Below are 13086 nucleotides of genomic sequence, written 5' to 3' on the forward strand. Positions count from 1 at the left end.
CATGACCGCCGATGTGCCCGCCGACCCCCTGACCGCCGATGTGCCTCCCGGCTCCGCCGCCGTTCCGGGCGCCCGTGTCGGGATCGACGTGGGCGGCACCTTCACCGACTTCGTCCTCGCGCTGCCGGGCGACGCCCGGGGGCTGCTCCACCACAAGGAGCCCAGCACCCCCGGCGACCCCGCCCGCGCCGTCGCCGACGGCCTCGCCGCCGTCCTCGACCGGGCCGGGCTCCGCTCCGGTGATCTCGCCTCCATCACCCATGGCACCACCATCGGTCTGAACGCGATCATCCAGCGCCGGGGCGCCCGTATCGCGCTGGTCGTCACCGAGGGCTACCGGGACATCCTGGAGATCGGCCGCAGCCGGATGCCGTCCTCCTTCGACCTGCACGCCGCCAAGGAGGAACCGCTCGTTCCGCGGGACCGGATCGTGGAGATCCCGGCCAGGCTGGGCCCGGACGGGCGTCCCGTACGCACCCCGGACGACCGGGAACTCGCCCGTGTCGCCGAGGAACTGGCCGCCACCGGGGCCGAGGCCGCCGCCGTACTCGTCCTCCACGGGCACACCGATCCCGCCTTCGAGGCCCGGCTGACGGAACGGCTCGGCGCCCTGCTGCCCGGTCTGCCGCTCACCTCCTCGGCCGCGATCTGGCCCGAGGTCCGCGAGTTCGAACGCGCCCTCGTCGCCTGCCTCAACGTGTACATCCAGCCGTTGATGCGACGTTACTTCGACCGGCTCGAAGCACTGCTGGACGGCCTGGGGGTGACGGCTCCCGTCTATATCGCCGCTTCCAACGGCGGCTCGCTCAGCCTGCGTTCGGCCGCCGAACGCCCCATCGAAACCGTGCTGTCCGGACCGGCCGCCGGTGTCACCGCCGCCACCCGGCTCGGCCGCGCCGCCGGGATCCACCGCATCGTCACCTTCGACATGGGCGGTACCAGCAGCGACATCGCCGTCGCCGTGGACGGCGAACCGGAGTTCGCCACCCACACCACCATCGGCGGACTTCCGCTGATCCTTCCCGTGGTCGCGGTGAGCGCCATCGGCGCGGGCGGCGGCTCGGTCGTACGCGCCGACGAGCACGGCGTCCTCAAGGTGGGCCCCGACAGCGCCGGAGCCGACCCGGGGCCCGTCGCCTACGGCCGCGGCGGCACCCGCCCCACCGTCACCGACTGCTATCTGCACACCGGCGTCATCGACCCCGCCACCTTCCTCGGCGGACGGATGGACCTCGACGCGCCCGCCGCGGCCCGCGCCCTGGGCCGGGTCGCGGACGGCCTCGGTTTCGACAGCGGCGACCAGGCCGCCGACGGCGCCCTGCGGGTCGCCACCGCCGGTATGGCCGTGGAACTCCAGAAGACCCTCGCCGGACGCGGCCTCGATCCCGCCGAGTTCACACTCGTCCCGTTCGGTGGCGCGGGCCCCACCCACGCGGCCGTACTCGCCGAGGAAGTCGGCATCCGCGAGATCGTCGTCCCGCCCACCGCCGCGACTTTCTGCGCGCTGGGCGCCGTCGGCGCCGACCTGCGCCGCGACTTCGCCCGCAGCCTGCGCCGCGATCTGGACGAGACCAGCGTCGCCGCCCTGCGCACCATCCTGGCCGGGCTGGAGAGCCAGGCCCGCACGTGGCTCTCCGAGCAGGGGCCCGCCACCGGGACCGCCCAGCTCACCCTCGCCGTCGACATGAGCTACACCGGGCAGGCCTACGAACTCCGGGTCCCGCTCACGTCCCCCCTCACCCCGGCCGGCCTCACCGAGGCGTTCCACCTCGAACACGAGCGCCTCTACGGGTTCCGTGACGCCACCGCCGCCATCCGTATCGGCACCGCCCGGCTCGCCATCAGCGCGGCGGGACCCGATCTCACCCCGGCCGCCCTGCCCGACACCGCGAACGCCGCACCGCCCGGCCCCGCCGGCCACCGGACCGTCCTGCTCTCCGGGCGCCGGGTCACCGCGGAGGTTCACAAGCGGGACGCGTTGCACGCCGGGCACACCCTCACAGGACCAGCCGTGGTCGAGCAGGACGACACCACCGTACTGGTGCCTCCCGGCTGGTCGGCCACCGTCGACCCGCTCGGCAATCTCCGGCTCCGGTACTCCTGACAACGGCAACGGCTCCGGTACTTCTGACGACGGCTCCGTCCCGGTACCCCTGACAACGGCTCCGTCTCCGGTACTTCTGACAACGCAAGGACACATCCGACCATGAAGCTCGACCCGGTCACACTGGAGATCATCGGCAACAAACTCGGTGCCCTCACCGAGGAGATGTGCCTCACCCTCCAGCGCACCAGCCGCTCCCTGTACGTCAAGGAGACGGCCGACTTCTGCTGCGCGCTCGCCGGACCGGACGGCCGCTTCACCGCGTACCCACGTGGCATCGGTGTGTCCGGCTTCGTCGGCCTCGACGTACGTACCGCCGTCGACCAGGCCGGACCCCTGGAGCCCGGCGATGTGATCGTGACCAACGACCCGTACACGTCCGGCGGCCTGGCCACGCACCTCACCGACATCCAGCTCATCGAGCCCTACTTCCACGACGGTGAGATCGCGGCCTACGGCTGGGCGTTCATCCACTGCTCCGACATCGGCGGGCGGGTGCCCAGCAGTCTGGCGCCCACCAACCACGAGATCTACCAGGAAGGTCTGCGCATACCGCCGGTGAAGCTGTTGCGCGCCGGCGAGCCGAGCCGCGACATCGCCGCCCTCCTCGCCGCCAACAGCCGTACCCCCGAGGCCAACGACGGCGACCTGCGGGCCATGCTCGCCGCCCTGCGCACCGGCCGCGAGCGGCTGACACAGGTGATCGCCCAGCACGGCGCCGCCGACATCGCCGCCGCCCACACCGACCTCGTCGACTACACCGCGGAGAAGGCTACCGCCGCGCTCGCCCAACTGCGCGACGGTACCTACCGGTTCACCGACTATCTCGACGACGACGCGGTCTCCCCGGTCCCGGTGCGGATCTCCGTCACCGCCACCCTCGACCGCGGCGCGCTGCACCTGGACTTCACCGGCACCGACCCCCAGGTCGACGCCGCGTTCAACATCGCCAGCCACGGCCGGGCCCACGCCTGGATCACCACCCGGGTCCTCGCTCTCATCTGCACGCTCGACCCGGCCGTCCCGCTCAACGGCGGGCTGATCCGGCCGGTGTCCGTCACCGCCCCCGAGGGGTCCGTCGTCAACGCCCTGCCACCGGCGGCCGTCGGCATCCGGCACGCCACCGCCTCCCGCGTCAACGACGCACTCGGCGGAGCACTCGGCCTGGCCGCCCCCGAAGTGATGCCCGCGGCCAGCAGCGGCCTCGTCGTACCCGTCGTCGTCGCCGAGAACGCGCCGGGCGGCGGACAGAACGTACAGGTACTGGAGCCCATGGTCGGCGGCACCGGCGCCCGGGACGGCGCCGACGGCGTCGACGGCCGTGACAGCGGTATCTCCAACCTCGCCAACAACCCCGTGGAGACCGTCGAGACCGAGATCGGCGCCCAGATCATCCGCTACGCGCTGCGCCCCGACTCCGGGGGCCCCGGCCGCTGGCGCGGAGGCTGCGGCCTCGAACTCGTCTTCCGCGTTCTCGACGACGACTGCCGGCTCCTCGCACGCGGCCTGGAGCGGATGCGCTTCCGCCCGTGGGGCTCCGCCGGGGGCGGCCCCGGCGCCCCCGCCGAACTCGTCGTCAACGAGGGCCGGGCCGGCGAACGTCGGCACGCCAAGATCGACATGCTGGCACTCCGCCGCGGCGACACCGTGACACTGCGCACCTCCGGCGCCGGCGGTTACGGCGATCCCTGGACCCGTGACCCGCTGGCCGTGCTGGGCGATGTACGGCGCGGTCTGGTCACCCGCGAGGCGGCGGCCCGCCACTACGGTGTCGCCGTCACCACCGCCTCCGACGGTCGCCCCGCCCTCGACGAGACGGCGACCCAGGAGCTGCGCCGCGACGCTCCGCCCGCGCCCATCGGCACCGGGCCCGAGCGCGCGGCCTGGGACACGGTCCACGACACCGAGGCCGCCGACCGGCTCATCGCCGCGCTCTTCCGGCTCCCCCAGTCCCGTCGTTACGCACGCCGGGCGGCCATTCACACCGCGGTGCTGGGTGAACTCCCCGACGGCTTCCCGGCCGTGACCGCATCCGATGTCGAACTCGCGGCTGCCCGCGCCGCGTTGGAGGCACACACCACCGAACTCGAAGCGGAGACCACCGGCTGAGGGACACGATCCTCCTGGGCAGGTGACGGCAGGGCGACGGCAGGGCAGCAAGGGGCCACACCCGCACATGCGCGTGCACCCTCCGTCAGACCCGCCCGACGTCCCGGCCTGTCTCCGCTCCCCGGACTTCAACCTATTCCGCTCATCCCCGGTCATAGCCAGGGGAATCGGTGGCATGGTGGAGGTGCGCACGAGTGACGGGGGACACACATGGGCGAGAGTCATGAACCGATGCGCTGGGACGAACGGGCCCGCGGCGGTGCGGGCGGCTGGGTACGGATGGCCGACAGCTCTCCGCCACCCGACCCGCCACCGGGCGGTCACCGGACGCCACAGGGCGGTGACCGGTCGGACAACGACCCACGGCCGGTGCCGCAGCCGCGGCCCGTGCCGGGAAAGTTCATCCTCTTCGCACTCGCCGGTGGGCTGGCGGTCGCCGCCGTCATCCTGATCGTGTCCCACTACGTACGTTCCGCCCCCGCTCAGGCCGACCATCCCGTCGGCTCCGCCTCCTCGTGGTCGGAGCCGCGGACCGGGGCGCGGCCCCCCTCGGCCTCGGCTTCCGCCGAAACGCGGTCACCCTCGTCGCAGGAGACACCCGCCACCGCCGAGGACCAGGCCAGGGCGGTGGACGCGCTGCTGGAGAGAAGCAGGGCCGACCGCGAGAAGGTCCTCGCCGCGGTGAGCGCCGTGGAGGCGTGTGACTCGCCCGCGTCCGTCACGGAGGCGGGCGAGGCGCTGAACGCCGCCGCTGTCCGGCGCGAGGATCTGGTCACCCGCCTCGGCGAACTGTCCCTCGACCAGGTCGATTCCGGCCCGCTCGCCGCCGACAGTCTGCGGGCGGCCTGGCGGCATTCGGCCGACGCGGACCGGGCGTTCGCCGGCTGGGCCGACGACGCCGACGGTTGCGCACCCGGCGATGTGCCCCGCACCGACTCGTACCGACGTGGCGTCGAAAGCAGTGATCTCGCCACCGCCGCCAAGGAGGAGTTCCTCTCGGCCTGGTCACCGATCGCTTCCCGGTACGGACTCCCGGAGCGCGACAGGACCAGGATCTGACGGCGTCGCCCGGGCACCGCGTCCCGGCGTCCCGCCGTCCTGCTTCCGGCACCGCGTCCCGCCGTCCCGCCTCCGGCACCGCGTCCTGCCTCGTAGCTCTCCCCTGTCCGTCCTGACGGAAGGACCGCATCCCGCATGTCTGATCCGAACACCGCCGGGCCAGGCCCGGCCCCCGTACCGGACCACCCGTCCCCCGTACCGCCACCCCAGCCCGGCAGCGCGCTGTGGCACCTCGTCCGGTCCCAGGCCGGGAACCGGCCCGGGGACGCCACCGCCTATCTGCGCGGAGCCGCGCACATCGACCGGGCCTTCCGGGACGCCGTACTCGCGGAGCTGGCCGAGAATCCGCACCGCATCCCGCCGCCGTCGTACGGGGTCGACCTCGCCGCCGTCCTCAAGGAGTGCTACGTCGCCCGGCGTTGGGCCGCGGTCCGGGCGGGACTCCTGCTCGGCATCCCCCTGCTCATGATGCCGTTCAGCGTGGCGGGAGCGCTCATTCCGCCGACGCTGGTCCTGTTGGCCCGGCTGGCGATGTATGTGGGCCGTACGCTGGCACGTCTCGTCCGGGGCGACTCCGGCACGGCCCGGCAGGGGCGAGGGGCCGGCGCGCTGCTCCTGGTACTCGTCGTCCTGTGGCTCGCCTGGGTGCCGCTGCGCGCCCTGGCCCTGCTCCCGGTCCTGCTGATCACGACGCTCGGCGAGAGCGGCGACGGTGCGGCCGACTCGACCGGCCTGGGCAGGCACCTCATGGTCATGCTGGTGGTCTTCATCGGCTGGGGGGCCGTGGCCGCCGTGCACCAGTACCGTACGACCCGTCTCAAGCATCTCTTCGCGACCGGTCAGGCCCCCGACCATCCCGACGGCACAGGAGCCATCGCACAACGGATCGACCAGGTGCGGCGCCGGCAGGCCGACCCGGATGTCGTGTACAGCGACTACGCACCGTTCGTGGGCGCCGGAATCGAGCTGGACCACTGGTCGTTCGCCATCGAACTGGTCCCTGATCCGACCAGCAAGACGACCGATGCGGCGGCCGCCCACCGGGACGCCTTCACCGTGCCCGACGTACACGCGCGGATACGGAGCGAACTGGCGCGACTCGGCGAGGGCAGCGCCTATCCGGGCGACCGGATGCACGGAATCCGGGTGGACGACTACGTCATGAAGAGCGGCAAACGGCTCGGCCCCGTACAGGACTGGAGCGGTACCGGCCCCGATTCCGCCTTCCACCTGATGGCACCCGCGGCCCGCGCCGCAGCGGCCGTCCAGCTCCGTACGCCGCCGGGCGCCGATGTCCCGGCGACCTGGTGGCCCGACAGCCTCGACCTCTTCGCCGAGGAACGGCTGCGGCACTATCTGACGGTCCGGGTGGGCAGTTGGGGCGACGAGGTGGTCCTCACCGTCTTCAGCCGGGTGCAGATGCAGGGCGGTCTGCTGTTCCTGGAGTCCCGCGCGTTCCTGCTGCCACCGATCGCCCGCGCCTACCACGCGATCGACGACGTGCTGCCGCCCTCCGACCCGGCGGACTGGCTGGACCTGCTGCGGGAGTCGTTCGCCTCGGTTTTCGCCCTGGTGTCCGACGCCCCCGGCGATCTCTTCGCCCCCTCCCGCACATCGGCCGCCGCCGCGCGCTCCGAGGCCTGGTACCGACGCATGTGCGCGACCGACCGGGTCGTCGACCACGGGCCGAGGTACTCGGTACGGGAGCTGGCGGCCGAACCCCACTTCCAGCAGCTCTTCCAGGAGATGGACGTCCAGCGCTTCCTGAAGAGCATCCAGACCAGGACCGTCACCGCGGTACGCGCCGCCCTGCGCGACGCGGGATACAGCACCGGCGAGTACGACGCCCGCGCCACCATCGTCTTCGATCACTCGGTACGGGTCGACGGAACAGTGCACGGGAACATCCAGACAGGTGACCACGCGCGGGCGAGCCACCAGACGATCACCACACCGCAGCCACACGTCGGCCCGAGGTCCGACGGCGGCTCCACACCAGGGAGTTGAGCGATGACCCACTCACCGGCCGGCAACGGACGCGGCATCCACATCAGCGGCGGCAGCACATTCAACGGGAACGCCCAGACGGGCGACGGCAGCAGCGCCACGTACGTCCACCACGCGGGCGACACGCGCGGCCCCGCCGAGTCACCCGAGGTGATCCGGCTGCGCGAAGCGGTCGAGGAACTGCGCCGGCAGCTGCGGGACATCGGCGCCACCGAGCTGTCCCCCGCCGCGGCGGACGCCGCCGTCTCCGCGCTGGACGAGGTGGACGAGGCGCTGCCCTCGACCGAAGAACCGGTCCGGGGCCGGGTCCAGCGCGCCATCTTCACGATCACCGGGGCCCTGGCCTCGGCCGCGTCACTGACCGAGGCCGTCACGGCGCTGCGCGACGCGGCGGCTCCCTGGTTCTGAGAGGAGGTCGGCGTCGACCCGCCTGGACACGGTTACAAGGGACGACACCTGCACATACACTTGCACCCGCCGACATGCCCGTTGACCTGGGACAACGCAGCCCTGGGGCCCATCGGGCCAGTGAGGAGCACCCGCCGTGTTCTATTACGTCCTCAAATACGTACTACTGGGGCCCCTACTGCGGCTGCTGTTCCGGCCCCGGATCGAGGGCCTCGAACACATCCCGGACGAGGGCGGGGCGATCGTAGCAGGCAATCATCTGTCGTTCTCCGATCACTTCCTGATGCCGGCGATCCTCAAGCGGCGCATCACGTTCCTCGCGAAGGCCGAGTACTTCACCGGCCCGGGTCTCAAGGGACGGCTGACCGCCTTCTTCTTCCGCAGCGCCGGGCAGATCCCGGTCGACCGGTCGGGGAAGGAAGCCGGGAAGGCCGCGATCCGGGAAGGCATGGGCGTCCTGGCCAAGGACGAACTGCTGGGGATCTATCCGGAGGGCACCCGCTCGCACGACGGGCGCCTCTACAAGGGGAAGGTCGGGGTCGCGGTGATGGCGATCAAGGCACAGGTGCCGGTGGTGCCGTGCGCCATGGTCGGGACCTTCGAGATCCAGCCGCCGGGGCAGACCATTCCGAGCATCAGGCGGGTCACGATCCGCTTCGGTGAGCCGCTGGACTTCTCGCGCTACGCGGGCCTGGAGAACGAGAAGGCGGCCGTCCGCGCGGTCACCGACGAGATCATGTACGCGATCCTCGGGCTGTCCGGGCAGGAGTACGTGGACCGCTACGCGGCCGAGGTGAAGGCCGAGCAGGCGGAGCTGGCCAAGGCGGAGCAGTCGAAGAAGTTCCCGAGACTGCACCGCTGAGAGCGAATCAGCCGGCGGCGAAAGGCGCTGGGCGCGCCCGGCCCGTACCTCTAGCTTTTCTCGTATGACCAGGGGACAAGCGGTGGTGATCGGGGCGACCGGACAGACCGGGCGGGCTGCGGTGCGGGCGCTCGCCGAGGACGGCTGGGAAGTGCGCGCGGCCTCGCGCGGTGGCGGAGGGGACGAGCGCCCGCCCGAGGGGGTACGGACGGTCCGGCTGGACCGGGAGGACGACCGCGCGCTGGCCGAGGTCGTGGGCGACGACTGCGATCTGCTGGTGGACCTGGTGGCGTACGGGGCGAAGCACGCCGGGCAGTTGACGGGACTCGCGGACCGGATCGGTTCCGCCGTCGTCATCTCCAGCGTCGCGGTGTACGAGGACGGCCGGGGCCGCGGCTTCGAGACGCAGGACGAGCCGGACGGCTCACCGCGCTATCCCGTGCCGATCCCGGAGACCCAGCCCACGGTGGCTCCCGGCGACGCGACGTACGCCACGGCCAAGGCACTGCTGGAGCGGGATCTGCTCGCGGCGGGAGACACACTGCCGGTGACACTGCTGCGGGCGGGCGCCATCCACGGCACACACTGCCGCACACCGCGCGAGCTGTACTTCGTCAAGCGGCTGCTGGACGGCCGCCGACGACGGGTGCTGGCGTACGGCGGCCGGAGCCGGTTCCACCCTGTCCATGTCTCCAACATCGCCGAGCTGATCAGGCTGGCGGCGCTGCGGCCCGGATCGCGGGTACTCAACGCCGGGGATCCGCAGGCGCCGACGGCCGCGGAGATCGGTGAGGCGATCGACGCGGTGATGGGTCGCGAGACCGAGACCGTACTGGTGGACGGACCACCGCCGGAGGGCGGAATCGGCGACCATCCCTGGTGCATGGAGCATCCCGTCGCGCAGGACATGACGGCCGCGGAGCGGGAGTTGGGCTACCGGCCCGTCACCGGCTACGCCGAATCGCTGCCGGAGACCGTCGACTGGCTCACCGAGCGGCTGAGCGGCCGGGACTGGGAGGACGCCTTCCCCCAACTGGTCAGGAGCTACGGACGGGACAGTCTCTTCGGCTATGCGGCTGAGGACGCCTGGCTGAAGCGGTACGACCGGGGAGCTGTCCCGGAGGTCTGAGGGACGTCCCGTACGGACAAAGGAGGGTGACGGCACATCAGGCCCGTCACCCTCCTCCCTCACTCGTACCGCCGCTCCTCGCCCTACGGCTTGGGCGTGGCGTGCGGGGCGCACGTCACATCGCGGCTGTCCAGCGCTCCCGTCAACAGGTAGGACTTCACCCGGTCGTTGACGCACGGGTTCACCAGGTTGGTGATGCCGTGCGAACCGGCGTCCCGCTCGGTGATCAGGCGCGAGCCCTTGAAGCGCTTGTGCAGTTCGACGGCGCCCGCGTACGGCGTGGCGGCGTCGCGCGTGGACTGGGCGATCAGGACCGGCGGCAGCCCGTGGCCGGTCCTGACCTCCACCGGGGTCCGCTGCTTGGCGCCCCAGGTGGCGCAGGGCAAGTTCATCCAGGCGTTGGACCAGGTCAGGAATGGATGATCTTGGTGGAGCCGGGTGTTGTCCCGGTCCCACTTCTTCCAGCTGGTCGGCCACTTGGCGTCGGTGCACTCGACGGCGGTGTAGACCGCGTTGCCGTTCTCGGCGGAGGCGTTGCCCTTGGTGTCGGACATGTCGGGAGCCGCCGCGTCGACCAGCGCCTGGGTGTCACCGGCGAGGTACTTGCTCCACACCGTGGCGACCGGCACCCAGCTGGAGTCGTAGTAGGGCGCGCTCTGGAACAGGCCGAGCAGCTCGGCAGGGCCGACGACACCGCCGATCGGGCTCTTCTTGGCGCTCGCGCGGAGTGTGTCCCAACGCTGCTCGACCTTGGCTGCGGTGGTGCCGATGTGGAAGGTGGCGTCGTTCTTGGCGACCCACTCCATCCAATCCTGGAACCGGGTCTCGAAGGCGACGTCCTGATCCAGGTTGGCCTGGTACCAGATCTTCTCCTTCGCCGGGTTGACCACACTGTCCACGACCATGCGCCGCACATGCGAGGGGAAGAGCGTGCCGTAGACGGCGCCGAGGTAGGTGCCGTAGGAGACACCCAGGTAGTTGAGTTTCTTCTCGCCGAGCCCGGCCCGGATGACGTCCAGGTCGCGTGCGGTGTTGGGCGTCGTCATCTGCGGCAGCATCCAGCCGCTGCGCTCCTTGCAGCCGTCCGCGTACTCGGCCGCGAGCTTGCGCTGGGCGCGCTTGTCGGCCTCGCTGCCGGGGACCGGGTCGAGCTTGGGCGCCTTGACGAACTCCTGCGAATCGATGCAGGAGATGGGCGACGAGTGGCCGACGCCGCGCGGGTCGAAGCCCACGAAGTCGTACGCCTTCGAGGCGTCGGCCCAGATCGCGTTCTTGGTGACGACCCGGCGCGGGAACGCCATGCCGGAGCCGCCGGGGCCGCCCGGGTTGTAGATCAGGGAGCCCTGGCGTTCCTTCGTGGTGCCGGTGCTGCCGATGCGGTCGACGGCGATCTTGATCTGCCGTCCGTTCGGCTTCGTGTAGTCGAGCGGAACGCTCACCCAACCGCACTGGATGGGCTTCTCCAGCGCCCAGTCGGCCGGGCAGTCCTGCCAGTCGATGCCCTTCTTCGCGGCCCGCTCGGCGGCGACCCCGGCGCCGTACGCCGCCGCCGGATCGTACGCCGCCGACCCGTGCGCCCCGGAACCGGACGAGGCGGAAACACCGTGCTGACGGCCCTCGGCGACCGCCGCCGGAGCGGCCGTCGCGCCCGCTATGAGTGTGCCTGCGAGCAGCGTGCCGGCCGAGCCGAGCACTGTGGTGCGTCTCAAGTGGAACCTCCCCCTGTGTGCAGCACCGCCCTCGGCAGCGCTGTTCGAGTGGCCTCCCCGGGATCCTTTCGCCTGTGAGGTTCCTACGACCAGGGCAGATGGGTATTTCTTTACCCAACCAATAACCGGTACGCGCGGTCCCGCTCAGCGGTACGCCCCTTCGTCGAGCACGTCGTCGAAGTCGTCCAGTGCCTCGTCGAGTGCCTCGTCCAGCACTTCGTCCAGTACGCGGCGCAGCCGGAGCGCGTCCGGTGCGAGCGCGGTGACCAGAAAACCGGGACCGGCGAGCGGTGTGAGGACGGCGGTGTCCCCCAGCAGCCGCGTCCGCGCCGGTTTCTCCTCGAACTCGGGCCCTGTCACCAGGAGTTGACCGACTGCTCGGTGCCCGCCGAGGACCGCTCCGCCGTCCCAGCCGCCGGGGGCTCCGGGGCCGTACGCGAGTTCCTGGTCGAAGAGGGGGCGTCCGGCGCGGTGGACGGTGAGCCGGCTGAAGAGGGTGCCCGGTTCTTCGCCGTGGCGGCCGAGGATCTGTTCCTCGCGCAGCACGAGCCGCCCGGTGGCGGCGACTTCGACGCGGGTCCGCATCCGCAGGTCGCTGCCGTACGCGGAGATGAGCTGTTCGGGCAGCCAGTTCAGCCGGGCGTGCTCCCCCACGGTCAGCCGCACGTCGTAACGGGCGGGCTCGGCGCCACTCGCGGGCCTCCCCGCGCTGCTGTGGACGGACCCGCTCTGGACCGCCCCGCCCTGTACCCGCTCGCCGGCCGCCCGTCCGGGCAGGGCCACGGTCGCCGCCGCCGCGTCCACGGTCAGCCGGGCTCCGTCCCGTACGTCCGCCTCGATCGCCAGCCGGTCGCCACCGAGCGGTGCGCTCATCGCGCCGACGACGGTGACCCGGCTGCCCGGACCTCGCGCGCGGGTGCGGCGTACCGCGAGCGGCCCTTCGCCGGTCAGTACGGGCAGCCCGTCACGCGTGGCGACGATACGGGCGGTGGCCTGGACGCTCATGCGGTCCAGGCGGCGAGCCGCCCGAGCACCCAGTCCGTGACCGGCCCCGCACCGTCCTCCGCCCTCAACGACGTGAAGGCGACGGGCAGTTCACCACGCTGCTCCTTGGCGTCGCGTGCCATCCTGCCGAGGTCGGAACCGACGTACGGCGCGAGGTCCGTCTTGTTGATCACGAGCAGGTCGGCGGTGGTGACTCCGGGTCCGCCCTTGCGCGGGATGTCGTCGCCGCCCGCCACATCGATGACGAAGATCTGGGCGTCCACCAGCCCCTTGGAGAAGGTCGCGGTGAGATTGTCCCCGCCGGACTCGACCAGGATCAGATCGAGCGGTCCGACGGCGTCCTCCAGATCCTCGACGGCTTCGAGGTTGGCGGAGATGTCGTCACGGATGGCGGTGTGCGGGCAGGCCCCGGTCTCGACGGCCTGGATCCGCTCGGGCGGCAGAACGGCGTTACGGAGCAGGAACTCGGCGTCCTCGCGCGTATAGATGTCGTTGGTGACGACGGCGAGGGACAGCCGGTCGCGCAGTGCGCGGCAGAGCGCGGCGACCGTCGCGGTCTTGCCCGAACCGACGGGCCCGCCCAGGCCGATACGCAGGGCGCGCCGCCTGCCGTCGGGGCGTACGGCGTCGGCGCTGACGGCGGCCGGGCCGTCGTGGCTGTGGTCGAGATGCATGGTGCGGCTCCTGTAGGGGG

At 71.7% G+C, this 13086-nt stretch carries 10 protein-coding genes; 7 read left to right on the plus strand and 3 right to left on the minus strand.

All coding sequences use genetic code 11. The annotated features are described in order from the left end of the window. Position 1 precedes the first annotated feature (1 nt). From ACIQD6_RS27290 to ACIQD6_RS27320, 7 genes are all read left to right on the plus strand, one after another. Positions 2 to 2104, plus strand: a complete 2103-nt coding sequence (locus ACIQD6_RS27290; RefSeq protein WP_401887057.1) for a hydantoinase/oxoprolinase family protein — start codon at positions 2 to 4, stop codon at positions 2102 to 2104. A gap of 102 nt (positions 2105 to 2206) precedes the next feature. Beyond that, positions 2207 to 4213, plus strand: a complete 2007-nt coding sequence (locus ACIQD6_RS27295; RefSeq protein ID WP_401887060.1) for a hydantoinase B/oxoprolinase family protein — start codon at positions 2207 to 2209, stop codon at positions 4211 to 4213. A 210-nt stretch (positions 4214 to 4423) separates the two neighbouring features. Then, positions 4424 to 5272, plus strand: a complete 849-nt coding sequence (locus tag ACIQD6_RS27300) for a hypothetical protein (RefSeq protein ID WP_401887063.1) — start codon at positions 4424 to 4426, stop codon at positions 5270 to 5272. Positions 5273 to 5407: 135 nt separating this feature from the next. Then, on the plus strand, positions 5408 to 7279 hold the full coding sequence (locus tag ACIQD6_RS27305) for a hypothetical protein (protein ID WP_401887064.1): 1872 nt from the start codon (positions 5408 to 5410) through the stop codon (positions 7277 to 7279). A 3-nt stretch (positions 7280 to 7282) separates the two neighbouring features. Further along, complete coding sequence (locus ACIQD6_RS27310) at positions 7283 to 7687, plus strand: DUF5955 family protein (protein ID WP_401887067.1); 405 nt, start codon at positions 7283 to 7285, stop codon at positions 7685 to 7687. A gap of 136 nt (positions 7688 to 7823) precedes the next feature. Next, positions 7824 to 8549, plus strand: a complete 726-nt coding sequence (locus ACIQD6_RS27315) for a lysophospholipid acyltransferase family protein (RefSeq protein WP_401887070.1) — start codon at positions 7824 to 7826, stop codon at positions 8547 to 8549. 64 nt (positions 8550 to 8613) lie between these two features. Further along, positions 8614 to 9678, plus strand: a complete 1065-nt coding sequence (locus tag ACIQD6_RS27320) for an NAD-dependent epimerase/dehydratase family protein (protein ID WP_401887073.1) — start codon at positions 8614 to 8616, stop codon at positions 9676 to 9678. An 83-nt stretch (positions 9679 to 9761) separates the two neighbouring features. Here the strand turns inward: ACIQD6_RS27320 and ACIQD6_RS27325 are convergent, their stop codons facing one another. From ACIQD6_RS27325 to ureG, 3 genes are all read right to left on the minus strand, one after another. Next, positions 9762 to 11387, minus strand: coding sequence for an alpha/beta hydrolase (locus tag ACIQD6_RS27325; protein WP_401887076.1), 1626 nt, complete (start codon positions 11385 to 11387; stop codon positions 9762 to 9764). A gap of 144 nt (positions 11388 to 11531) precedes the next feature. Continuing rightward, complete coding sequence (locus ACIQD6_RS27330) at positions 11532 to 12392, minus strand: urease accessory protein UreD (protein WP_401887079.1); 861 nt, start codon at positions 12390 to 12392, stop codon at positions 11532 to 11534. After that, the gene (gene ureG, locus ACIQD6_RS27335) at positions 12389 to 13066 is read right to left on the minus strand and encodes an urease accessory protein UreG (RefSeq protein ID WP_401887082.1); all 678 of its coding nucleotides are present in this window, start codon (positions 13064 to 13066) and stop codon (positions 12389 to 12391) included. The genes ACIQD6_RS27330 and ureG overlap by 4 nt, the downstream gene beginning before the upstream one ends. Positions 13067 to 13086 lie beyond the last annotated feature (20 nt).

This window comes from Streptomyces sp. NPDC088400 (genome assembly GCF_044753355.1).
In the GTDB taxonomy this organism is placed as follows: Bacteria; Actinomycetota; Actinomycetes; order Streptomycetales; family Streptomycetaceae; genus Streptomyces.